The following is a 23,860-nucleotide window of genomic DNA, read 5'->3' on the forward strand; positions in this document are numbered from 1 at the left end:
GATAGATAAAATGGAATTCTGGGATATTTACGATGCAGATAAGAAACCGACAGGACGGACTATGAAGCGCAATGACTGGTGTTTAAAAGATGGAGAGTATCATCTGACAGTTTTGGGCGTGGTAGCAAGACCGGACAAGACCTTTCTTATTACCAAACGTGTGATGACAAAGGCCTGGGCTCCGGGCTGGTGGGAGGTTTCCGGCGGTGCAGCCCAGGCAGGAGAGGCTTCCCGTGATGCAGTACTCCGTGAGGTAAAAGAGGAGACCGGACTGGACGCCAGTGAGGCAGAGGGCGGATACCTTTTTACATATAAAAGAGAGAACCCGGGGGAAGGAGATAATTACTTTGTGGATGTGTACCGTTTTGTCATGGATGTGGAGGATAAGGATCTGAAGCTTCAGACAGAAGAGACAGACGGATATATGTTTGCAACCCTGGAGCAGATCCGGGCGTTTGCCGCAAAGGGAAAATTCCTGCATTATGATAGTATTAAGAAGGCGTTTGAGTTCTGAGCAGATTTCTGACTGGTTTTCCGCGAGGATTTGAAAATAAATGTTGTTTTTTGTGGATTTCTATTTTTAAAAACGTTGTTTTTTGACTTGTTTTCGAAGAATTGTCTTGACATTAAAATTGGTAAATAGTAAAATTAAATCAGATGAACTGCCAGACGGTTTTTTGACCATGAGCAGGTAGCAGAGCGGATTTCAAAGATCTGCTTGACTTTAGGAAGCTGTAAGCCGGATGAATGAAATCCGGCTTATAAAATTATCCAATATTATCAGATCGAGAATAATATAAAATTTTGAAAGCGAGGAATCATTAATGGCGGATGAACATAGAGATCAGATCAGAATCGTACAGGAAACCGTAGCCGGTAAGGAGATCACATTTGCCCATATCATGGGTGGTCCAGCACCTATCATATATCAGAAGCTTGGACTGAATCCGCAGGTGGACTATGGATCATCTGCAATTGGTATCATGAATATGACACCTTCCGAGTCTGCTGTGATCGCATCCGATATTGCTGTGAAGAGCGGTAATGTGTATCTTGGATTTGCAGACCGTTTTACAGGAACACTGATCATAACAGGAGAGATTTCCGATGTGCAGACTGCAATGGAGGAGATCGTGGATTATTTCCGTGATACTCTGGGATATGTAGTATGCAATATCACCAAGAGATAAGGAAGTGTACCATGGAAGAACGGATAACAAAGGAAGAACTGCTGGAGAGGCTGTTTCATGATGATTATGAGAACCTTAAGGGAAGAAGACTTCGGCTGACCCGGGTGAGAGTACCTGGAAAGGAGCTTTCCTTTGCACATGTTTTTACACCAAATGACAGATCGATATATGAGAATCTTGCGTTACATATCGGTGTTCATGAAGGTGAAGATCACAGTGGAGATGCCATCGGCATGGTCCGTGTCACACCCTGGGAGGCGATCGTGGTTGCGGCAGATGTTGCAGTGAAGGCAGCTCATGTGGAAGTAGGATTTATGGATCGTTTCTGCGGGACGCTGATCCTGACAGGCGGTTTTACGGAAGTGATGACAGCTGTGGAGGAAGTGGTACGATTTTTCCATGAGACATTGAAATTCGATGTTTGTAAGATCCACAGAAGCTGAGGCAGGACGGGATAAAAAATGAAAAAAATTTTTCTGATGGGTCGAAGTGAAGCCGGCAAAACATCCCTGACACAGGCGCTTAAAGGGGAAGAGCTTCATTATCATAAGACTCAGTATACCAATACAAATGAAGATACTATTGATTCACCGGGAGAATATGCGGAATCCAAGCATTTCAGCGTAGGACTGGCCTGCTTTTCCTTTGAGGCGGATGTGATCGCCATTGTACAGGCAGCCAATGAGCCCTTTAACCTGTTTAGTGACGGCAGCAGGAATTTTCTACTACGGCCGCTGATCGGGATCATCACCAAGGTGGATTCTCCCCATGCCAACATTCCCATGGTCAGACAGTGGATGGAGAACATGGGCTGTGAACGGATCTTTATGGTAAATAACAAGACCAGGGAAGGCATCAGTGAGCTGATGGATTATCTGCAGGATGATCTCCCGAAGCTTACGCTTGAACAGGCGAAATTCAAGCAGAGTCTTGGACTTAACGAATGGGATTCCATGCCGGAAGGGGTGGAGTATCCGGAATCCATACGGTAAAATAGTAATATTCACGAAAAATGAATAAAAATACAAAATTCAAACAGAAAAAGTAGAAATTCCTCCGGAACTGTGATATACTGTCATTGTTTGGAAGATTCGTGGGCTGAAATGTAAGATCCCCAGAGCATGAAGGATAAAGAGGATAGAAACGGGGCTCGCAGATATATGGCAGAAGAGCTGTATGTCGGGAACACCGGGTATCCGTATCTGACTTCGTGTTCCGGGGATTTTTTATATTCTATACACAGATTTTCCGAATGGATGCAAAAGATAAACAATAAGAAGGACAGGAGAGGAAAAGATGTTTGAATTATTTGAAAATCTGACCAACTGGCTCTGGGGACTGCCGTTGCTGATCACGATCCTCGCTACAGGCGTATATCTGACAGTACGTTCCGGTTTCTTCCAGTTCCGCCATTTTGGTTACATTGTGAAAAACATGTTCAGTAAAGAACGTCGCCAGGAAGGCGGAGATGACGGAAAGAGCCTGACACCGTTCCAGGCTATTTCCATTGCGATCGGAGGTACTGTTGGTGTATCCAATATGTCCGGTGTTGCAACGGCTATTGCAACAGGAGGACCTGGGGCATTATTCTGGCTCTGGATCGCAGCGCTTCTTGCCATGGTCATCAAGATGGCAGAGGTAACACTTGCTGTATACTACAGAGAGAAACAGCCAAACGGTGAGTACCAGGGAGGCCCGACCTACTACATGCAGAAGGGTCTTGGCGGAGAGAAAAAGCTTCCTTTCTGGAAACTTTTTGCAGTACTGTTCGGCGGCTGTATTTTCATGACATGGTTCATTACTTTGCAGAATTATACAGTATCAGAGGCTGTCGGAAGTACCTTCCACCTGCCGTACATCGTACCGTCACTTTTGTATGTGGCAGCGATTTATCTGATCATCATCGGCGGTGTAAAGAAAGTCGGCGTGATCTCTTCCTATATGACACCGATCATGTGCATGCTTTACATTGTAGGCTCTCTCGCAATACTGGTAGTGAATTTTGACAAGCTGCCGGAAACCTTTGGACTGATCTTCAAGGGTGCATTTACAACACAGGCGGCAGTCGGCGGATTTATGGGAGCCGGTGTTGCAACAGCAATGCGTCTTGGCTTTGCCCGTTCCGTATACAGCAACGAGGCAGGCTGGGGAACATCTCCTATGATCCATGCTTCCGCAAAGACAGACCATCCTGTAAAACAGGGACTGATGGGAGCATTTGAGGTATTTGCAGACACCATCGTAGTCTGCTCCATGACAGGTCTTGTTGTTATCATCACCGGCTACTGGAATTCAGGACTTCAGGGATCAGAGCTGACACTGACAGCATTTGAGTCTGGAATGGGCTCCATTGCGAGAGCACTGATCGCGATCAGTATTTTTCTTTTTGGATTAACAACATCAACTGGATGGTTCACCTACTACAGCGTGATCCTGAAGCACTGGCTGAAAAATAATCAGAAGGTTCTGAAGATCGCAGAGAAGGTTTTTATCCTTGGAACACCATTATGGGGTCTTCTGGTCACAGTGCTTACTCTTTACGGAAACGGAACACCGGCGCAGCTGTGGGTAATTGCAGACTTTACAACCGTATTCCCTACATTTGTAAATGTTGCCACATTATTTATCTTAAGTGGTACTTTCTTTAAACTGCTGAAGGATTACAAGGCGCGTTACATGGGAATCGGAAAGGTAGACAAGGATATGGCACTTTTCTACGAGGATAAAAAAGAAAAAGAGGAAAAATAAACAGTGGATACAATTTTTTTTAACGGATGTATAAGAACACTGGATGACAGTGAAAAAGTGGCAGAGGCTGTGGGAATCGAAAATGGTCGGATCGTTTTTGTGGGAACTGATAAAGAAGCGGAAGCTTTTTCCTGCAAAAAGCGGATCGACCTTAAGGGAAGGCTGATGCTACCCGGTTTTGTGGATACACATATGCATATGCTGCATTATGCATTTGTGGAAAGATCTGTAAAACTGTTTGACTGTACAAGTGTTGAGGAAATGCTTGCCGCAGCAAAAAAAAGACTGGAGGAGAGCAAAGGTCAGAAGCTGACCTGGCTCTACTGCAGAGGCTGGAATGAGGAGCATTTTGATAAGCCACGCTATCCGCACAAGGATGAGCTGGATGCGCTCTCAACGGAAATCCCCATCATTATGGTGCGTGTCTGCGGGCATGTGGCTGTGTGCAACAGCTGCGGTCTGGAGCTTCTGAAAAAAATCCCGGAGTTCCCGGAGATTGAGAAGGAGGTTGACCTGGATACCGGACTTCTGAAGGAAAATGCAGTACAGTTTTATTCTTCCGTATTGGAAGCACCATCCCAGGAAGAAGTGGAAGGCTACATCAAATACAGTGCGAAGAAGCTGAATGAATGTGGATTTACAGGTGTACAGTCCGATGATCTTGCCTCACTTCCGGGGAAAAACTGGCGTCGGATCATGGCCTCCTACAAGGCACTGGATGCTAGAGGAGAGCTGAGTATCCGCCATTATGAGCAGTGCCTTTTTGAGCGGGCGGAGGATGCGAAGGCTTTTATTGAGGAAGGATATCGTACCGGGCAGAGGGGAGATCACTTTACTGTCGGACCGATGAAGCTGATCCAGGATGGTTCCCTTGGGGCAAGAACAGCGGCCATGAATGAGCCTTACGAGGATTCGCCGGGAAATACCGGGATCATCACATTCAGTCAGGAGGAGCTTGACGATCTGTTTGCTTTTTTTGACCAGCATCAGATGCAGGCAGCGGTACACTGTATCGGCGATCGTGCCATGGATATGGTCATTGAGGCAACTGCGAAATCTCCTTACCGGAAGAATAATAAAAAGGGCAGACATGGTATCGTACATTGCCAGATCACCAATCCGCGTATTTTGCAGGGGATGAAAGACCAGGATCTTCTGGCATATATCCAGCCGGTATTTATCGATCTGGATATGAACACAGTGGAACCTGCCATCGGCGCACACCGTATGGATAAGGTGTATGCATGGAAGAGCATGCTGGATATGGGAATCCATACGTCCGGCGGTTCGGATGCTCCTGTGGTAAGCTTTGATGCCATGGAGAATATTTATTTTGCAGTCACCCGCAAAAATATCAGTGGTCAGCCACAGGAAGGCTGGATCCCATCCGAAAAAATGTCTGTAGATGAGGCGGTGAAGCTTTTTACAAAAAACGCAGCTTACGCTTCCTATACAGAAGACGAGAACGGAACCATCGAAGTGGAAAAAAATGCAGACTTCGTAGTTCTGGAGAAAGATATTTATAAGATTGATCCGGATGAGATCAAGACCACGAAAGTGGATATGACAGTTCTTGGCGGTGAGATCGTTTATGAGAGAAAAGTAGAAGAATGACGGCAGTATAAAAAGAAAAAAGTGAGAGGCAGAGTCTGAGTGGAGCAGGCTCTGCCTTTTTTGTGTGGTACAGTAAAAAGTATAGAACAAATATTCGGTTGTCCTATACTTTTTTACGCTGAATGATATACTGTAAAAGCAACAATAATAAAGATAAAAGCACTCTCTTTACATATAGTAACAGGCAGTATTTATATATCCACAAATTTCAGAACAACAAGGAGAACCGTATGGATCATTTCAAATTGTAGTGGGAATATCTATGGTTACTTTTGGATCCATCGTATGTAATAAATTGCGACAACCACAAAACTATATTGAAGCAGTAGACTCAGATAGTATAGAAATGAAAACTGCTGAATTGTTATCAGGAATTGATGGGACAATGATGTTTCGATACAATTCAAGGGATACATTTAAAACGTTATCTATTTACTTGTCGGAATATCAGCTTGGACAACGAGTTTCACATAAAAAAGTTTTGGAACTTTCCTATGAATATGTGAAATCTTCCACAAATGGATTGATTGTCATTACACCGGATTTTGATAATTTTACTGCAAAGCTCATCGCAGCAGATAAATATTCAAAATATATGACAGAAATACCAATTTTGGAGGGAGTTAAAAACAGGGAATATTATGGAAGATCAGCAACGACTATTGAAAACAAATGCAAGATAGAGTATGGAACAGAGCAAGGATTAGCAGCACTGATTTATGGAGAAAAAGGGTTAAGCTCGTTGCCAATACAGGATATTGCAGGGGAGCATATAGATACAGATAATGAGTACATGTATTACTATTCGGTTGAATTTATAAAATAGCACTAATAAAAAGAAGAGGATGTCACGTAATCTGCTTTGATTCGTTGGCATCCTTTTTTGACATTTAGTTTTTATGACATTATAGATTTCATAACCTATTTCTTATTTTTCGGTATTCTCTAGGCGAATATCCTTTCAACTTGTGAAAAAGCCGACTGAAATAAAGCTGGTTATCATATCCGACAATCTTAGAAATCTCATGGATGGAATAAGTTGTTGTTTCAAGTAACATCTGAGCATTGTTGATGCGGATTCCCACAATGAATTGCATTGGTGTAGAACCGGTATATTTTTTGAAATTTCGGATAAACCAGCTGACACTCATGCCTCGTGAGGCAGCATAATCATCAATATTGATATTTTGATTGTAGTTTTCACTGAAAAAGGTAACAGCATTATCCATCTCATGATCAAGGTATTCATTTTTTAATATGTGCTCTCTTGTCAGTTCCCGGTGGAAACTGATCAGAAGATGACGTAGCAAAAGGACAAGCATTTCCTCATAATTGTCTTGACAGCGTTGCAGCTCGATAATGATACGTTTGAAAATTTGTTCATATTCATTAGATGTACCCACTTGAAAGACACGTTCTTTATCCGGAAACCCATATTGACGTAAGATATTTTTCACATTGCTTCCTGTGAAGTGAATCCAGTATACTTCTGTCTTATCTTCTCCGTAATATTCATATTTTTGGAGTTCTTTCGGTCTGTACAGTACAATGTTGCCGGCTGGAACAATCGTTTCATTATTTACATTATCAAAATGAAAATGCCCACAACCAGCAGTGATATATATAATCTGATAATCCAGACGACCCTTTGGACGGTAGGTCGGAAGTTTGGGATGTCTGGAAAGACGGTAAGTACCACAGCTACCGACAATCAGCGGACGACTTTTGTCTTTGAAATCCATATGTGAGTGGTTCAAATAACCGGTGTTCAAATACATAGGACAGCACCTCTTTTCGAACTTTTTATCATTGTATCATTTAGTGCATATTTTGTCTAATCCAATTCATAGACATATTTTGCGAATTAGGATAAGCTATATATAGCATAACTAAGGAACGTAAACAAAAAAGTAAAGTATAAGGTTTGCTTTAGGAAAACAAAGAACAAAAAAGTATATGTATTGGAGGAGAGTTGTTTATGATCGTACCACGTTATTATGAAAATCTAAGCGTACTGCACGAAAACACAATGCCAGCCAGAGCCTATTATATTCCGTCATCCAAAAGAATGGATAACTTGGTGGAACACAGAGAAGAGTCAGATCGTATGCAGTTATTGAATGGAACTTGGAAATTCCAGTATTTTAACAGCATCTATGACATTCAGGATTCTTTCTTTGAGAAGAATTATGATACAGAAAATTTTGATGAGATTCAGGTTCCAAGTGTATGGCAGATGGCTGGATATGATACACATCAGTATACAAACATCCGGTATCCATTTCCGTTTGATCCACCATATGTGCCACAGGACATTCCGTGTGGAGTCTATGTACATACTTTTGAGTACAGTAGAGATGAGAAAGCGTCAAAATCTTTTTTGAACTTTGAAGGAGTAGACAGTTGCTTTTACGTATGGATCAATGGCTCTTACATAGGATACAGCCAGGTTTCGCATATGACCAGTGAGTTTGATGTTACCGATGTACTTCAGGATGGAACGAATACGGTGGCAGTGTTGGTAATGAAGTGGTGTGATGGTTCCTATTTGGAAGATCAGGACAAATTCCGTATGAGTGGTATTTTCCGGGATGTGTACATTTTGAAACGCCCAAAAGAGGCAATCAGTGATTATCATATTAAAACAAGAATTGAGGATATGCTTGCGAAAGTAGAAATTGAAATGAAATTCTACTCTCCGTTAAATGTAAAAATTTCGATTGAAGATAGAAACGGAGCAGTTGTAGCACTAGGAAGTATTGCTGAAGAAGGAACAGCTGTATTAGAAATTGCAAGTCCGGAACTTTGGAATACAGAAAATCCATATCTATATAAACTGATTCTTGAAACAGAGAATGAAGTAATTGTAGATTACATTGCATTAAGAAAGATAGAGATTAAAGACCAGGTCATTTACCTAAATGGACAGAAGATTAAATTCCGTGGTGTCAATCGACATGATTCCGATCCGGTTACTGGATTTACAATCAGTCTGGAACAGCTCACAACCGATCTTACGTTAATGAAGCAGCATAATTTTAATGCGATCCGTTCCAGCCACTATCCGAACGCACCATTTTTCTATGAAATGTGTGACAAGTATGGATTCATGGTAATAGATGAAGCAGATATTGAAGCTCATGGTCCATTTATGATCTACAGAAAAGAAGACACTGATTACAATCGGTTCAAACGATGGAATGAGAAGATTGCAGATGATCCGGTATGGGAAGAGGCAATCGTTGATCGCGTAAAACTCATGGTGGAACGTGACAAAAACCGTTTCTGTATTGTTATGTGGTCAATGGGAAATGAGAGTGCTTATGGCTGCAACTTTGAAAAAGCACTGGAATGGACAAAGAATTTTGATCCAGACCGTATCACACAATATGAGAGTGCAAGATACCGTAATTATGATGAAACATATGATTACAGCAATCTGGATGTGTACAGCCGGATGTACCCAGCGCTTTCCGAAATTCAGGAATATCTGGATAAAGATGGAAGTAAACCCTTCCTTTTGGTAGAGTACTGTCACAGCATGGGAAACGGACCTGGAGATTTTGAAGATTACTTCCAGATGATTCAGGATAATGATAAAATGTGCGGCGGCTTTGTCTGGGAATGGTGTGACCATGCGATTGCTCATGGAATTGCTGAGAATGGAAAGACTATATATGCTTATGGGGGCGACCATGGCGAAGAAATTCATGATGGCAACTTCTGTATGGATGGATTAGTATATCCGGACAGAACGGTACATACAGGACTTTTGGAATACAAGAATGTTTATCGCCCGGCAAGGGTTATTTCCTATGACAAAGAAAGCGGAGAACTGGTGCTTCATAACTACATGGATTTTGATGACTTGAAAGATTATGTGAAGATTAGTTATGAGCTGACACAGGATGGTCTTGTGATCAGCAAAGGCATACTTCCGGAGTTTTCTGTGGCACCACATGGGGAAGGAAAAACAAACCTGAAGATCAATGTTCCAGAGAATGGGAAATGTTATTTAAAACTTATTTACCATCTGAAAAAAGAATTGCCACTGTTGGATAAAGACCATATTCTTGGATTTGATGAAATTGAGGTAAGTAAAGAGGATACAAAATGTAAACTTGCAGAGAAATGGATACCAAAAACAGTAGTGGACTCTGAATTACAGGTAAATGAAAATGATACACAGATTCATATCAAGGGGCGTGAATTTGCTTATACCATAGACAAACGTACTGCACTCTTTACAGAGATGAAATTCGCAGGGCGGGAATACTTGAACCATCCGATGGAATTAAATATTTGGAGAGCTCCAACAGATAACGATATGTACATCAAGTCTGAATGGAAGAAAGCCCACTATGATAAGGCTTACACAAGAGCCTATACGACAGAGGTTGTGCAGGGAAAACATGGTGTGAAGATTACAAGCCATGCTTCCGTTGTGGCAGAGACAGTACAGAAGATTCTTGATGTGACGATTACATGGAAAATAGAAGCTGCTGGAAAGATTGATGCAGATATTGCAGTAACAAAAGACGATGAATTCCCGGATCTTCCGAGATTTGGTGTGAGGATGTTCCTGGATAAAAAACTTTCAGCTGTAAGATACTTTGGAATGGGACCACAGGAAAGTTATTGTGATAAACATCAGGCTGCGAGCCACGGTTTGTACCGGGCAGATGTAGGGGATTTACATGAGGACTATATCCGTCCACAGGAAAATGGAAGCCATTATGATTGTGAATATGTAGAGCTTAACAACAGCCGATATGGAATTGTGGCATCCGCAGAAAAGGCATTTTCATTCAATGCTTCTTATTATACGCAGGAAGAACTTGAGAAGAAAACGCATAATTATGAACTGACAGAATCAGATAGTGTAGTATTTTGCGTTGACTACGCATTAAATGGCATTGGTTCTAATAGTTGTGGTCCAGTTGTATTGGATCAGTACCGATTTGATGATGTATTATTCCGGTTTCAGTTTACACTGATACCGTATGTAAAGGGATAATAAAGTTTCATGTAACCCGTAAACAAGGAAAGAGAGTCTGATTGTTATGTAAAGTCCGGATATACAGAGCAATCAGACAAAAACAGAGAAAAAACTAGAATTAGACATCATACTCTGTTAGACATCTTGAAATTCTAAGTGCGATGAAGATGAGGAGCAAAGAAATTCGATGGAAGAAAAAAAGTATTTGAAATGGTATAACAAAATTGGATATGGATCAGGCGATATTGCAGGTAATGTAGTCTATGCGTTCCTGACATCTTTTATGATGGTCTATCTGACGGACTCAGTAGGACTTGCTGCAGGTGTCGTAGGTACCCTGATTGCCGTATCAAAACTATTTGATGGTTTTACGGATATATTTTTTGGATCAATGATTGACAAAACACACAGTAAAATGGGAAAAGCGAAACCCTGGATGCTATACGGATACATTGGTTGTGCCATTACGCTGGTCTGCTGCTTTGCAGTACCAGTCAGCTTTGGAACAACGGCTAAATACGCATGGTTCTTTATCTCTTATACACTGTTAAATGGTGTGTTTTATACAGCAAACAATATTGCTTACTCAGCACTTACGTCACTGATTACAAAGAACAGCAAAGAGCGTGTGCAGATGGGATCTTACCGTTTTATTTTTGCGTTTTCAACAAGTCTTCTGATTCAGGCGATTACAGTTGGATTTGTAGATAAATGTGGTGGAGATGCTGCGGCATGGAGAACGGTTGCTATTATCTATGCAATCATTGGTCTTGTCATAAATACGATTTCAGCACTTTCAGTTAAGGAACTTCCTGAGGAAGAACTTAACGAAGGAGAAGTAAAGGATGATAATGAAAAGTACGGAATGGTACAGGCATTCAAGCTTCTTGTTAAAAACAAATATTACATGATGATTTGTGGAACATATATTTTACAGCAGTTATATAGTGCCATGATTGGAGCTGGCATTTATTACATGACATGGGTACTGAAAAATAAGAATTTGTTTGGACAATTTGCATGGGCAGTAAATATTCCACTGATCATTGCTCTGATTTTCACACCGACATTAGTTGGTAAGTGGAAAGGTATGTATAAACTGAACTTAAGAGGTTATGTCTTAGCAGTCATCGGTAGAGCACTTGTTGTTGTTGCAGGATATATGGGCAGTGTTCCGTTGATGATGGCATTTACAGCTCTTGCAGCTTTAGGTCAGGGACCATGGCAGGGAGATATGAATGCAGTTATCGCATCCTGCTCTGAATACACTTATCTTACACAGGGAAAGAGAATTGACGGAACGATGTACTCTTGTACTTCTCTTGGCGTAAAAATCGGTGGAGGTATTGGAACCGCTGTTGTTGGATGGTTGCTTGAGTTGAGTGGATATATCGGAACAAATGCAACTCAGCCGCAGTCTGCACTTGATATGATGCAGTTTATGTATCTTTGGCTTCCGTTAATCTTTGATGTATTGATTATGTTTGTACTTTCAAGAATGAATGTAGAAGATGCAAATAAAAAACTGAAAGCAGAAAAAGAAATTGCTGCAGATGAAGTAACAGATGCATCAGACATAAATTAGAATTGACAGGAGAAAGCGTTGTCTGGTCATTGCTCGATGAGACAGTGCTTTTTTCTATATATAAAGTGATTGAACTGTATTTTGAAAATAAAAAAGGACCACTTCATTTTTGTGAAATGGCCTTAAGAAAATATTCAGTTTTCACAAAATAGTCCTTTTAGTATTTATACATGGTAAGGATGCTCAAAATATTCAGTGTAGAATACTAAAAGGTCATTCAGATATTTTTTTAGGTTGCTCATTTGCAATTCCTCCTTTCCTTATTTACAAGCTGATTATAAGATAGGTGTAAAAGAATTGCTTGCCAAATCGAAAGAAGATATAGACAAATGTTGCAAAGGGGAGTATTTCATGCAGTTAAAATATGTTGACACAAAAGAGGAGATCATAGCAATAAATAGGAAGTCAAAACATATTGAACCACATCTTCATAATGCACTGGAGATCGTTTGTGTAACAAGTGGAGCATTAGAACTTGGTGTCGGACAGGAACTATACCATATGGAAAAAGGAGATATAGGCTTTGTATTTCCAGATGTTATTCATCACTATCAGGTACTGACACCCGGTGTAAATAAAGCGACTTATCTGATTGCATCGCCATTTACGATAGTCAAATTTGCAGATATCATGCAATCCATGGCTCCTGAATACCCAATCATCAAAGCGGAAAAGGTTGAACCGGAGGTATATAGGGTTATAAATGCAATTTTAGAGACAGAACAGTCGGATATTACTGTTGCACAGGCATATCTTCAAATTGTGTTGGCACGCTGCATAGGAAAATTAAATTTGGTAGAAAAGAGCAGTGTGGGGAGCAACGATCTTATTTACCAGACAGTTTCCTATATATCAGCAAATTTCAAGAAGAAGTTTTCGTTGGAAGAGATGGCAAAAGACCTGGGCGTGAGCAAATATGTTTTATCCAGACTCTTTTCCAAGACATTCCATAGAAACTTTAATCAATATCTTAATGATGCAAGGCTGAACTATGCATGCCATCGTTTGGAAAATACGAGTGATTCTATTACAAATATTTGTCTGGATAGTGGATTTGAAAGTCAGAGAACGTTTAACCGAGTATTTAAAGAAAGATATAAAATATCACCAAGTGATTATCGAAGTACTTGTGTGAAAGAGATGTTGTCATAAAAGGTTCTGTTGATCGAAATATTTACTTTGATTTTACAGTGCTATGTATTTGATTTCATGTGTGGATGATATAATATAAAAATATTTGTAGAAAATAGCGCTTTATTTTATTATGAAAAGAGTAAGGTGTATTCTAAAGAAACAAGAAAGGCAGGGTGCATATGAACATGATAAAATCCATAATCGATTTTAATGAAAAAAAAGGATTCATCTGTGATATGGATGGTGTGATCTATCATGGCAATCAGATATTGCCAGGTGTTCCAGAATTTATCCAGTGGTTGCATGATGAAAAGAAAGAATATTTGTTTTTGACAAATAATAGTGGATATACACCACGAGAATTAAATCAGAAACTGGCTAGGATGGGACTTGATGTGCCAGAAGAACATTTTTATACCAGTGCATTGGCAACAGCCGCATTTTTAAAAGAACAGGCGGCAGGCTGTTCGGCATTTGTGATAGGAGAAGCCGGCCTGTTAAATGCACTTTATGATGTAGGTATCACAATGAATGATGTAAATCCGGATTATGTTGTTGTGGGAGAGGGACGCTCCTATTCATTGGATACATTAACAAAAGCAACGAATTTAGTACTGAAAGGTGCAAAGCTGATCGGAGCAAACTCAGATGTTTCCGGACCGATTGAGAACGGCATTGCTCCTGCTTGTCGTGCATTGATTGCACCTATAGAAATGGCAACAGGTACACAGGCATATTTCTGTGGGAAACCGAATCCACTGATGATGAGAACAGGATTGAATATGCTTGGATGTCATTCAGCAGAAGCTGTAATGGTTGGGGATCGTATGGATACAGATGTGATTTCAGGAATGGAAAGTGGTATGTCTACTGTATTGGTTCTCTCTGGATGTTCAACGAAGGATACACTCAAAACTTATGCTTATCTTCCGACAATGGTATTGAATGGAGTGGGAGATATCGCCAGTATGGCAAAAGCAAAAGAGGAATAGTGTGATTAGGCAAATACCAGGAGGTAAAGTATATGATGAAACTTGATAATTTTGTAGGAATGATGACAGGACATTTTGATAATAAGGATCAATTTAATAAGATGCAGGCAGAAGGGAAAACATATCCATATGCGGAACATGTAAATACAATCTGTAATGACAAAATAAATAACCTTCCTGAAGATTTCAAAGGAAAATTTGTTGTTGAAGAGAGTTATTATGAAATTAATGGAAAACGTCATGCATCTCCACATCTTTTCCTTATCACGGAAATAGAACAGGGAATTTTACTTTCTTCTTATAAAATTCCAAAAGGAGAAGATAAAAATACATTTTCATATGATTCTATGAAGAATGTTGATTACTTTAAACTAGAAAAATCTGAAAAATTTAATCCGGCACTTTATCATGAAAAGGACGGAATCTGGGAGGGAGGCAGCACAAGCCAGTTCTCTCCGGTAATGACATTCAAACTTTGGGAAAAGTTTTCCAACAATTTTCTGGAAGTATCGGAAAGCATGGAAGTTAATGGAAAGAGAACTTTTGGATATGATGAACCAATAATTTATAAGCGTGTATAATCAAAGGTCTGCATATTGGGATGAACTTCAGTTTGTAGAGGACTCGATGAATTTGCGTAATATTGGGCGTTACATGAATGTTAATTTAAGAAAATAATATGGTAAGCAAAAGCGGGATAACTTTTCAAATATAAAAATAAGCGATATTATAAAAATTCTTTTTCAATTAAAAATAAGAAATAATTATCTGCCGTACGACGGCAAAAGAAAAAAGCCGTCGTACAGCAGTCATTTGACACGCCCGTATAAAACGGCGGCTTTGACTTTTCAAAGTCGCTGTTTCTTTGCGTTTACGCAAACTTATCATATTGAGTGAAGTATCGAAAGTGATTGAAATAGACTTAATCCTGGAGGAATATTTCAACGCAGCATGATAAAAAATAGAATAGTAGTGATAGAAAAAAAGTACAAATAAGAATCGAACATTTGTACTTTTTTCTTGCGTTAATCTATATACTTTCAAAAATTTATTTGATATAATAGGGACTGTTACAAGAACAAACAGTAAAAATATGACAGGACCGGAGGCCAGTATTTTCAGGTATTTCCGAGTGCTGTTTTATCCGCAAATATTAGTTTTGTGACTTTTATTCGTAACGAGGTGAGAAACACATCTATTCACTATAAAAATGAGCTTTTCGTTACGAATCTGGATACGAATTTTTAGCTGATAATGATCATAGTAAAAGTCACAAATGGAGGGATTTACCATGAATGAGTTCAAATTAAAAGCCCCATACAAGCCAACCGGCGATCAGCCCCAGGCCATCGAGAAATTGGTCGAGGGATTTAAAGAAGGCAACCAGTTCGAGACTTTGCTTGGTGTTACTGGCTCCGGTAAGACTTTCACAATGGCGAATGTCATTGCCCAGTTAAATAAACCAACTCTGGTACTTGCCCACAATAAAACACTGGCGGCCCAGCTTTACGGCGAGATGAAAGAATTTTTTCCTGAGAACGCAGTGGAATATTTTGTCTCCTACTACGACTACTACCAGCCGGAGGCTTACGTTCCGTCCACAGACACCTACATCGCTAAGGACGCATCCACTAACGATGAGATCGATAAGCTCCGTCTCTCCGCCACAGCAGCCTTATGTGAGCGCAAGGATGTGATCGTGGTTTCGTCGGTATCCTGTATCTATGGCTTAGGTGCACCTCAGGAGTTTTTTGATATGATGATCTCTCTTCGCCCTGGAATGGAGAAGGACCGTGATGAGGTTATCAAACAGCTGATCGATATCCAGTACACAAGAAATGAGATGGATTTTCACCGTGGAACCTTTCGTGTCCGGGGTGATGTGCTGGAGATTTTTCCGGCGAATTCTACAGACCGGGCAGTACGGGTGGAGTTTTTCGGAGATGAGATCGAGCGTATCACAGATATCGATGTGCTTACCGGAGAGATCAAAAGTGTGGAAAGCCATGCAGCGATTTTCCCTGCATCTCATTACGTTGTGCCTCAGGAGCAGATCCGTCGTGCAGCAGATGCCATTTTGGAAGAGATGAAGCAGCAGGTGGAATACTTTAAAAGTGAGGATAAGCTGATCGAGGCTCAGAGAATTGCGGAGCGTACCAACTTTGATGTGGAAATGATGAAGGAAACGGGATTCTGCTCCGGGATCGAGAACTACTCCAGGCACCTGACAGGGCTTGCACCGGGGCAGCCACCGTATACACTGATGGATTACTTCGGAGATGATTTTTTACTTATTATAGATGAGTCCCATAAGACAGTTCCCCAGGTTGGCGGTATGTATGCCGGTGATCAGAGCCGTAAACAGACACTGGTGGATTACGGCTTCCGACTTCCGTCTGCTAAGGATAACCGTCCATTGAGCTTTGATGAATTCGAGAACAAGCTTGACCAGGTAATGTTTGTATCTGCGACACCGGGAGAATATGAATATGACCATGAGCTTCTCCGCGCAGAGCAGATCATCCGCCCTACCGGACTTCTTGATCCGAAGGTAGAGGTGCGTCCGATCGAAGGACAGATCGATGATCTTGTGGCAGAAGTAAATAAAGAGATCGAGAAGAAAAACAAAGTTCTGATCACTACTCTGACCAAACGTATGGCAGAAGACCTTACCGATTATATGAAAGATCTGGGAATCCGTGTCCGGTATCTTCATTCTGACATTGACACCCTGGAACGTGCGGAGATCATCCGTGACATGCGTCTGGATGTATTTGATGTGCTGGTGGGAATCAACCTTCTGCGAGAAGGTCTGGATATTCCCGAGATCACCCTGGTTGCGATCCTGGACGCAGATAAAGAAGGCTTCCTTCGTTCGGAAACATCCCTGGTACAGACTATCGGCCGTGCTGCCCGGAACAGCGAAGGCCATGTGATCATGTATGCGGATAACATGACAGAATCCATGGAAAAAGCAATCTCGGAGACAGAAAGAAGGAGAGCGATACAGGAGGCTTACAACAGGGAGCATGGCATCACTCCGACCACGATCAAGAAGGCGGTCCGTGATCTGATCGCTGTTTCGAAGAAGGTGGCAGAGACAGAAGTGAAGCTTAAAAAGGATCCGGAATCCATGAACCGAAAAGAACTGACGAAGGTGATCGCTCAGGTAGAGAAGCAGATGCGTGCTGCGGCAGCAGACCTGAATTTCGAGCAGGCTGCTGAGCTGAGAGACAAGATGCTCGAATTAAAAAAGAATCTGGAAGAATTAACGGAATAGGCTGCAAAGCAGCTGACAGTACAACACCCCTGGCTGTAATAGCCAGGGGTGTTGCCGGGTATGCTCGATCTGTTTTTAGGAAAAGCTTATTTTGTAGTTGAAAAGCCCAGGGAGCGCAGGGTGATGCCGGAGCCCTTGAGAAGATCAGCCCAATATGGAACAGCCATATCCAGAGTGTCATTTGCAATTTCGGAAGCATCTTTTTGTGTCAGGATCTCATAAGGATCTGTAAGCTTGGAAGAACTGATCCTGGGAGCGGCCTCTGTAACACAGACTGTGCCAGGCAGAATTGCCGATTCTGCCGGGAGTATGGCCAGTACAAAGACTGTCATCAGAGATATCAGGATTTTTTTCCATTTTTTCATAGCGATCCCTCCTTCGAAAAAATATGATGATTCTCTTTATTAATTGATTGTAAGTAAAATTCCGGAGAAGGGCACTGGCATTTGTGCCAGTAACTTTGTTATAAAGAAGAGAAGAAGTTATGTATGCTGTTCCCGATAGGCGGAAGGTGTGATCCCCATTTTCTTTTTGAAGCTGGTGCTGAAATAATATTGATTGGCATAACCACATTTCAGACTGATCTCCTTCAGACTCATAGTAGTCGTAGTCAGGTAACGGGCGGCTGCGGAAATTCGCTGAGATGTGATAAAGTCACTGAGACTGATTCCCTGATTTTTTTTGAAAAGAGCACTTAAATAAGCAGGGCTTACATTGGCAGAGGCAGCAATATCATTGAGGCAGAGCGTATTGTCAGTGTAGTGTTCATTGATATAGGAAATCACCAGTTCACAGAGCTTCTGGTGATAATCATTCATGGAGGAATCAAGCTTCCGGCATAAAAGATGGCACAGATCCTTCAGCCATTGACATAGCTCTTCCGTATTATGAAACTCATTTATGTGGTTGTAAACATACAAAATTTTAGCTTCAAGGTCATGCGTATCCAGATTTAATTCATAGAAAAATTTCAGGATCCGGCCAAGAAGAGAATAAATCTGTATGAAAGCGAAATTCTTTGTGCGAAATTTCTGAGTGAGCCAGTCGGAAAAATTCTGAAACCAGAGATCTATGGCAGCGGTATCCTTTTTGCAGAGAAGCCGGATCAGTTCATCCTCCTTTGTATCTGAAAAATCTGCAACAGACAGATCGGAACCCAGAGCCTCTCTTCCGTCAAAGATATTCTGATGCGGGAAAAAGAATCTGTATTCCAGTGCATGTACGGCGCTTTTATAAGAATGGTTCAGGTTCCAAAAATCCTGGACAATTGTTCCAATACCTGCGTTGAGAGAAAGTCCCAGTGGCTGGCAGGCATCTGCGATTGAGGAAATAAGTCCGCTGGTAAGCTGGCGGAAGCTGTTGGACTGACAGCCGCTGTGTCCCAGAATGCACAGATAGCCATCCATATCCGGGAGAAGATACACAAAATCAAGAGAAGCGGTTTCCTCAGTTATCAGATCCTGAAGGTTGAAAAGCTCCATCTGAAACTTTTCAATCCCGTAAACAGCTTTTAGATCCGGAGCATTTTCAAGCTCCAGAATAACAACTGTATAAAAATCATAATTCAGCTCCAGGTTCAGATACTTAAGATAAGGCTTCAGTCGGTAGGCTGCTTCAGAAGACGGAAGGTGTGTGATCTCGCGGAAAAATTTTTCCGTAAGAAGAGGCCTGCTTTGTTTCAGAAGCTGGAGATTTTTCTGTTCCTTTTCCATCAGTGCAAAAGCGTTTTTTACCTTCTGGATAAGATAGGCATAATCCAGAGGCTTTTCGATATAATCCAGAGCACCGAGGAGCAGAGCGCGTCTTGCATATTCAAATTTATCATAGGCACTGATCAGGATGATCTTCACCATAGGATTGATCTCAAGAGCTTGACGGCTCATGGAAATGCCGTCAAGATCAGGCATTTCAATGTCAGAAATGATCAGATCTGCCGGTTCTTTTTTCATGGCTTCGATAGCAGAGGTTCCATTGTAGCAGACATGGATGATCTCTGCATTCAGTGTTTCCCAGTCTATGTTTTTTTCGATACCTTCTGCAGATAAGTAATTATCATCTACGATCATTATTTTTTTCATCGATATCTTCCTCCATCTGTTCGAATTCAATGGTGACGTATGTGCCGTTTCCGGGGTTGCTGCGGATCCTTACGGAACCGTTTCCGTATAATGGGTTGGAAATACGGGAACTTACGTTGGAAATTCCAAAATGCTTCTCATAATCAATAACATTATGCTCAATAGCATGGCGCAGCTGTGCAAGGGTTTCGGAGTCCATGCCGGCACCGTTGTCCTCAATGGAGATCACAACCGTATCATCGCCATAAAGAACATGGATCGAAATGAAAACAGCTGGTGTGCCCGAAGAAATCCCGTGCAGAATGGAATTTTCGAGAAATGGCTGAAGTGTAAACTTGCAGATCAGGAAATTTTCGATTCCATCTTCTGCTTCGATCTCCCAGTCCAGATTATCTTTATGACAGAGCTTTTCCATTTCCAGATAAAGCCGGGCAATTTCCAATTCATCTTTAATAGGAATAAGTTCCTTTGATTTACGCAGGGTAAGACGGTAAAAGGCAGTCAGATTTGCAATCATCTGATCAGCAATGTCAAGCTTTCCAAGGGACTGGCAGGTACGGATCGATCCCAGGATATTGTAAAGAAAATGCGGATTGATCTGTGACTGGAGCAGCTGGTATTTCAGACGTTCTTCGTTTACGGAAAGATTTACAATGGACTTCAGGTTTCCGGCTATTGTGTGCTGCATATCTTCAAAGGTGATGCCCAGTCTGTCAATCTCATCATACCTGGAAGGATCATCCGGGTGGGGAACAGTAACGATAGATAGATGTTCCGGGTCATATCCCAGCTGAAAGGCTTCCATTGCATAGGAAAGTGCAGTGATCTTCCGGGTAAGATTTTCGGAAAACAGGATAACGATGATAACAGTAAGGAGCAAGAAAATAAGGACAGTGATCAGTAAGGCACGGATCAGGATGTGCGTGTTGCCCTGAATATAGCTTTCCGGGATTTCGGTAACATGAAGCCAGCCATTGCTTAAGGTGCAGCAGTTATAATATTTGTCGCCGCTGTGAAAAGAAGAATCTGCATTTCCTTTGAGTTTCTGAAACTGTGCTTTGGAAATTCCGGATAAATTCAGTGAGGATGTATTTTTTGCTGCAATCTCTCCGTGATCTGTGAGAATGTAGCTGTATATGCGGGAATCCAAAGCAGCAGGCTGCAGATAAGTGGTAAGCTCTGAGGTGTCCAGAGCAATGCCGTAGGCGTATTCCAGAATACCGGTGGCCTGATTTTTCAGTGCCCGGACGCAGAGGATCACATCGGCAGATGATTTTTTTGTGGACAGTATTTTAGGCAGAGGCATATTGGAAACCGGTATCCAGACAGAGGAAAAGCCTGAACCGGAAACAATATTTTTATCCAGACCATATGCAGAAAGCTCATCTGTGGAAAAGAAGTACAGGCTTTCTTTTGAACCGAGCTGATCGGGCTGCAGAAAAACATATACATGGAAGAAATCGAATGTGGATTTATACAGCGAAATATTGTTTTTTACAGTGGTGAATTTTTTCAGTGCATCTACCTTATTAGAGGAAGGCTGATTTAGGGAGTACATTTGAAACTGTATGGTATCTGCTACATTTTCAACCTGACCGAGGCGGTCGTTCAGCTGAGAGACCAGCTGCTTGTCAGTCATTACGGCAGAATCGATGATACGATCTCTGGCAATGTTATAGGAAATGTGATAGCTGATGAAGGTCAGGGAAATCAGAGGTACCATAGTTGCGATCAGAAATGCGAGCAGGAGCTTATAGCGAAATGAGGAAAAAATGGGTGGGATACATTTGTGGAATTTCATAGTACATACTCTCCTTTATGTCGAAAACAAATTAATGAAACCGAATCCAGCTGTGAAAAAAAGCCGTTACAAATATAGATTATATAAAAGGATTATAAAAAATTAACAACAAAAATACAAGAGAACGAAAAATAATATAAAGAAATCATAAAATATTGTATTTAGAATGAGGGGGCTCTCTGGTATCCTTAAACCATCAAAAACAGGTGTGGACAAACACGAAAATGTCCAGAAAGGAAGAAAGATATGAAGAAAAAAGTAATGAGTGCAGTTTTGGCAGCAGCGATGGTTGTGGGTATGGCAGGTAACGTGGTTACTGTTTCCGCAGAGGAGAAATATGATCTTACCTTATACAGCATCGACACCACAGACCCGGATTTTGAGGACTGGCTTGCAAATGTGGAAGATGCCACGGGCCTGAACATTAATGTAATTGCGGCACCTACAGATACAGATACCCGTCAGCAGAAGATCACCACAATGCTTTCCACAGGAGATGCTTCCGTGGATGTCATTCAGATCAACGATGAGATGAGTGCGGCATTTAAAAATTCCGGATGGCTGGAAGGACTGAATGATACAGTAATGACAGATGATATCGCTGATCAGTTTGCCCAGGGATATGTAAAGAATATGATCACAGATAAGGACGGAAACATTATCGGTGTTCCAGGCTATACAGGATATTTTGCATTCTGGGTAAATCAGGAGATCATGGATGAGGTCGGAATCAAATCCATTGATACAAAAGAGGATTTCATGAAGTATATGAAGGCTGTTTCCAAGGACGGAAGATTCGGCTACGGCGGTTCCTGGGAGAAAACTTATGCATTTAACGAGCTTGCACAGTTTGTAAACATGTTCGGCGGCGATTATTTTGACTGGACCAAAGAGGAAAACAAGGAAGCAGTTCAGTTCCTCCACGATCTGGTTGCTGATAAAGAAACATCCATCGAGCAGATCGCTGATAAATATGAGCAGATGAATCCGAAGATCAATGACGGAAAATACGGATGCTGGTTCATGTGGGGCCTTGGAACAGATTATGCAAAGGCAGATATGCTTGGCGCAGATAAGATCCACATGGAAATGGTACCGGATTTCAGCGGCAAGGGAGAGCGTGCGATCTTTACAGATTCCTGGAGCTATGTTCTCAACAAAGCATCCAAGAATAAAGATGCAGCTGTGAAATTCCTCCAGTATATGGCTGATGAAGGCGGAATGGAAGCTTCCTATAAAGCATTTGACAGATATCCTGCAAGAAAGGATGTTGCAGAGAAGGTAGTTCCGGATTCTGACCCGGCAAAAGAAATGTACAGCAGATATGCAAATGAATGCAATGTACAGGGACGTCCGATGGTGGCACAGACAATGGAATTTATCAGCGATATGGGAACAATCTTCCAGTCCTGTATGAAAGACGAGATTACAGTTGATGAGTTCTGCAAGAAGGCTCAGGATGTGGTAGATATGTATAAGTAAAAGATATAAAAAAACAGCAATGTAAAGCAGAGGTAAAAGTCTGCTTTACATTGCTTGATGAACAGGGAGGAAAGTTCCATGACAATAAGCAAAAAAAATATGAAGTGGATACCATGGCTTTTGATCCTGCCGGTTGTACTGATTCGAGGTTTTACAACAGTATATCCCATTCTGATGACTGTGAAAAACAGCTTCTTTAATATCAGTATCCTTGCAGGTATCAATGAATTTATAGGCTTCAAGAATTACCTGAAGGTATTTTCTGATCCTAAAGTGCTCACATCGATCAGCTTTACGGCAATATTTGTGGTTGCTTCCATGATCTTTCATGTGATCCTCGGAGTTATCCTGGCACTGATCCTGAATATGAAATTCAAAGGCCGCCGTTTTCTGAGGACCATCGTGCTGATCCCGTGGGCTATGCCTGCAGTAGTAGCCGGTATGGCTGCAAAATGGGCATTTAACAATGATTATGGTCTGATCAATGATTTTATCCGCTGGTTTGTACCGGGTTACCAGAACAGCTGGCTGATCAATACAGGTACTGCAAGAGCAGCGGTAATTGCAATGGACCTGTGGAAGGACCTTCCGTTCTTTGCAATTCTTGTACTTTCCGGACTTCAGTTTATTTCCGGCGATATCTATGAGGCAGCAAAGGTAGACGGTGCAAACGGGATCCAGAGCTTTTTCCGGATCACACTTCCGCTGATCGCAAAAAATGTCCTGACTTTATGTATTCCGTTCACACTCTGGAGACTGACAACCTTCGATCTGGTTTATTCCATGACATCTGGAGGCCCTGGAGAGGATACTGCGCTGATCGCATACAGAATCACAACAGAAGCATTTACAAATCTAAACGTAGGATATGCTTCGGCGCTGGCTATGCTGCTGTTTGTTGTAATGGCGATCTTCAGCTGGCTGAATATACGTGTTATGAATAAGTTTGACAGTTAG

At 41.5% G+C, this 23,860-nt stretch carries 19 protein-coding genes; 15 read left to right on the forward strand and 4 right to left on the reverse strand.

The window, feature by feature from the left end:
• Positions 1–10: 10 nt before the first annotated feature.
• The 7 genes from EYS05_RS11240 (at position 11) to EYS05_RS11275 (ending at position 6,378) form a co-directional block, all read left to right on the forward strand.
• Complete coding sequence (locus EYS05_RS11240) at positions 11–514, forward strand: NUDIX hydrolase (protein WP_138277192.1); 504 nt, start codon at positions 11–13, stop codon at positions 512–514.
• A gap of 310 nt (positions 515–824) precedes the next feature.
• Positions 825–1,190: a BMC domain-containing protein gene (locus tag EYS05_RS11245; RefSeq protein WP_015527035.1), complete on the forward strand. Its 366-nt coding sequence runs from the start codon at positions 825–827 to the stop codon at positions 1,188–1,190.
• Positions 1,191–1,201: 11 nt separating this feature from the next.
• Entirely contained in the window at positions 1,202–1,633 is a 432-nt protein-coding gene (locus tag EYS05_RS11250) for a BMC domain-containing protein (protein ID WP_138277193.1), read from the forward strand.
• Positions 1,634–1,651: 18 nt separating this feature from the next.
• Positions 1,652–2,182, forward strand: coding sequence for a EutP/PduV family microcompartment system protein (locus tag EYS05_RS11255; RefSeq protein WP_021652307.1), 531 nt, complete (start codon positions 1,652–1,654; stop codon positions 2,180–2,182).
• Between the two features lie 304 nt (positions 2,183–2,486).
• Positions 2,487–3,938, forward strand: a complete 1,452-nt coding sequence (locus EYS05_RS11265; protein ID WP_021652308.1) for an alanine/glycine:cation symporter family protein — start codon at positions 2,487–2,489, stop codon at positions 3,936–3,938.
• Positions 3,939–3,941: 3 nt separating this feature from the next.
• Complete coding sequence (locus EYS05_RS11270) at positions 3,942–5,552, forward strand: amidohydrolase (RefSeq protein ID WP_138277195.1); 1,611 nt, start codon at positions 3,942–3,944, stop codon at positions 5,550–5,552.
• Between the two features lie 262 nt (positions 5,553–5,814).
• Positions 5,815–6,378: a hypothetical protein gene (locus EYS05_RS11275; RefSeq protein ID WP_243119089.1), complete on the forward strand. Its 564-nt coding sequence runs from the start codon at positions 5,815–5,817 to the stop codon at positions 6,376–6,378.
• Positions 6,379–6,466: 88 nt separating this feature from the next.
• Here the strand turns inward: EYS05_RS11275 and EYS05_RS11280 are convergent, their stop codons facing one another.
• Positions 6,467–7,330 carry an AraC family transcriptional regulator gene (locus tag EYS05_RS11280; RefSeq protein ID WP_044961974.1) on the reverse strand — a complete coding sequence of 288 codons (864 nt, stop codon included), beginning with the start codon at positions 7,328–7,330 and terminating at the stop codon, positions 6,467–6,469.
• Positions 7,331–7,530: 200 nt separating this feature from the next.
• Between EYS05_RS11280 and EYS05_RS11285 the strand changes: the two genes are divergently transcribed.
• From EYS05_RS11285 to uvrB, 6 genes are all read left to right on the forward strand, one after another.
• On the forward strand, positions 7,531–10,569 hold the full coding sequence (locus EYS05_RS11285; RefSeq protein WP_138277196.1) for a glycoside hydrolase family 2 TIM barrel-domain containing protein: 3,039 nt from the start codon (positions 7,531–7,533) through the stop codon (positions 10,567–10,569).
• A gap of 169 nt (positions 10,570–10,738) precedes the next feature.
• Positions 10,739–12,136, forward strand: a complete 1,398-nt coding sequence (locus tag EYS05_RS11290) for an MFS transporter (protein ID WP_138277197.1) — start codon at positions 10,739–10,741, stop codon at positions 12,134–12,136.
• Between the two features lie 351 nt (positions 12,137–12,487).
• On the forward strand, positions 12,488–13,288 hold the full coding sequence (locus tag EYS05_RS11295; protein WP_092069620.1) for a helix-turn-helix transcriptional regulator: 801 nt from the start codon (positions 12,488–12,490) through the stop codon (positions 13,286–13,288).
• 161 nt (positions 13,289–13,449) lie between these two features.
• Positions 13,450–14,262: an HAD-IIA family hydrolase gene (locus EYS05_RS11300; RefSeq protein ID WP_021652318.1), complete on the forward strand. Its 813-nt coding sequence runs from the start codon at positions 13,450–13,452 to the stop codon at positions 14,260–14,262.
• A 32-nt stretch (positions 14,263–14,294) separates the two neighbouring features.
• A complete protein-coding gene (locus EYS05_RS11305; RefSeq protein ID WP_138277198.1) occupies positions 14,295–14,843 on the forward strand; it encodes a hypothetical protein in 549 nt (182 codons plus the stop codon).
• 710 nt (positions 14,844–15,553) lie between these two features.
• Positions 15,554–17,542: an excinuclease ABC subunit UvrB gene (gene uvrB / locus EYS05_RS11315; RefSeq protein WP_138277199.1), complete on the forward strand. Its 1,989-nt coding sequence runs from the start codon at positions 15,554–15,556 to the stop codon at positions 17,540–17,542.
• Between the two features lie 86 nt (positions 17,543–17,628).
• On the opposite strand, the gene EYS05_RS11320 is transcribed toward uvrB, so the two are convergent.
• The 3 genes from EYS05_RS11320 to EYS05_RS11330 all read right to left on the reverse strand — a co-directional run bounded on the left by EYS05_RS11320 (position 17,629) and on the right by EYS05_RS11330 (position 21,421).
• Positions 17,629–17,907, reverse strand: a complete 279-nt coding sequence (locus EYS05_RS11320; protein WP_092071262.1) for a hypothetical protein — start codon at positions 17,905–17,907, stop codon at positions 17,629–17,631.
• 117 nt (positions 17,908–18,024) lie between these two features.
• Positions 18,025–19,620, reverse strand: coding sequence for a response regulator (locus EYS05_RS11325; RefSeq protein ID WP_021652321.1), 1,596 nt, complete (start codon positions 19,618–19,620; stop codon positions 18,025–18,027).
• Positions 19,595–21,421, reverse strand: a complete 1,827-nt coding sequence (locus tag EYS05_RS11330) for a sensor histidine kinase (RefSeq protein ID WP_138277200.1) — start codon at positions 21,419–21,421, stop codon at positions 19,595–19,597. The genes EYS05_RS11325 and EYS05_RS11330 overlap by 26 nt, the downstream gene beginning before the upstream one ends.
• Positions 21,422–21,667: 246 nt before the next feature.
• Here EYS05_RS11330 and EYS05_RS11335 point away from each other — a divergent pair, with 246 nt between their 5' ends.
• Together EYS05_RS11335 and EYS05_RS11340 are read left to right on the forward strand one after the other, a co-directional pair.
• Positions 21,668–22,903, forward strand: coding sequence for an ABC transporter substrate-binding protein (locus EYS05_RS11335; protein ID WP_015527072.1), 1,236 nt, complete (start codon positions 21,668–21,670; stop codon positions 22,901–22,903).
• A 78-nt stretch (positions 22,904–22,981) separates the two neighbouring features.
• Positions 22,982–23,860: a carbohydrate ABC transporter permease gene (locus tag EYS05_RS11340; RefSeq protein ID WP_044961978.1), complete on the forward strand. Its 879-nt coding sequence runs from the start codon at positions 22,982–22,984 to the stop codon at positions 23,858–23,860.

This window comes from Blautia sp. SC05B48, from assembly GCF_005848555.1.
Classification (GTDB): domain Bacteria; phylum Bacillota; class Clostridia; order Lachnospirales; family Lachnospiraceae; genus Blautia_A.

Excerpts from the sequence above, each read along its gene's own strand:
- EYS05_RS11320 (WP_092071262.1), bottom strand. The coding sequence starts at position 17,907 with ATGAAAAAATGGAAAAAAATCCTGATATCTCTGATGACAGTCTTTGTA.
- EYS05_RS11255 (WP_021652307.1), top strand. The coding sequence starts at position 1,652 with ATGAAAAAAATTTTTCTGATGGGTCGAAGTGAAGCCGGCAAAACATCC.
- EYS05_RS11295 (WP_092069620.1), top strand. The coding sequence starts at position 12,488 with ATGCAGTTAAAATATGTTGACACAAAAGAGGAGATCATAGCAATAAAT.
- EYS05_RS11305 (WP_138277198.1), top strand. The coding sequence starts at position 14,295 with ATGATGAAACTTGATAATTTTGTAGGAATGATGACAGGACATTTTGAT.
- EYS05_RS11340 (WP_044961978.1), top strand. The coding sequence starts at position 22,982 with ATGACAATAAGCAAAAAAAATATGAAGTGGATACCATGGCTTTTGATC.
- EYS05_RS11285 (WP_138277196.1), top strand. The coding sequence starts at position 7,531 with ATGATCGTACCACGTTATTATGAAAATCTAAGCGTACTGCACGAAAAC.
- EYS05_RS11280 (WP_044961974.1), bottom strand. The coding sequence starts at position 7,330 with ATGTATTTGAACACCGGTTATTTGAACCACTCACATATGGATTTCAAA.
- EYS05_RS11290 (WP_138277197.1), top strand. The coding sequence starts at position 10,739 with ATGGAAGAAAAAAAGTATTTGAAATGGTATAACAAAATTGGATATGGA.
- EYS05_RS11265 (WP_021652308.1), top strand. The coding sequence starts at position 2,487 with ATGTTTGAATTATTTGAAAATCTGACCAACTGGCTCTGGGGACTGCCG.
- EYS05_RS11250 (WP_138277193.1), top strand. The coding sequence starts at position 1,202 with ATGGAAGAACGGATAACAAAGGAAGAACTGCTGGAGAGGCTGTTTCAT.
- uvrB (WP_138277199.1), top strand. The coding sequence starts at position 15,554 with ATGAATGAGTTCAAATTAAAAGCCCCATACAAGCCAACCGGCGATCAG.
- EYS05_RS11240 (WP_138277192.1), top strand. The coding sequence starts at position 11 with ATGGAATTCTGGGATATTTACGATGCAGATAAGAAACCGACAGGACGG.
- EYS05_RS11335 (WP_015527072.1), top strand. The coding sequence starts at position 21,668 with ATGAAGAAAAAAGTAATGAGTGCAGTTTTGGCAGCAGCGATGGTTGTG.
- EYS05_RS11245 (WP_015527035.1), top strand. The coding sequence starts at position 825 with ATGGCGGATGAACATAGAGATCAGATCAGAATCGTACAGGAAACCGTA.
- EYS05_RS11325 (WP_021652321.1), bottom strand. The coding sequence starts at position 19,620 with ATGAAAAAAATAATGATCGTAGATGATAATTACTTATCTGCAGAAGGT.
- EYS05_RS11275 (WP_243119089.1), top strand. The coding sequence starts at position 5,815 with ATGGTTACTTTTGGATCCATCGTATGTAATAAATTGCGACAACCACAA.
- EYS05_RS11330 (WP_138277200.1), bottom strand. The coding sequence starts at position 21,421 with ATGAAATTCCACAAATGTATCCCACCCATTTTTTCCTCATTTCGCTAT.
- EYS05_RS11300 (WP_021652318.1), top strand. The coding sequence starts at position 13,450 with ATGAACATGATAAAATCCATAATCGATTTTAATGAAAAAAAAGGATTC.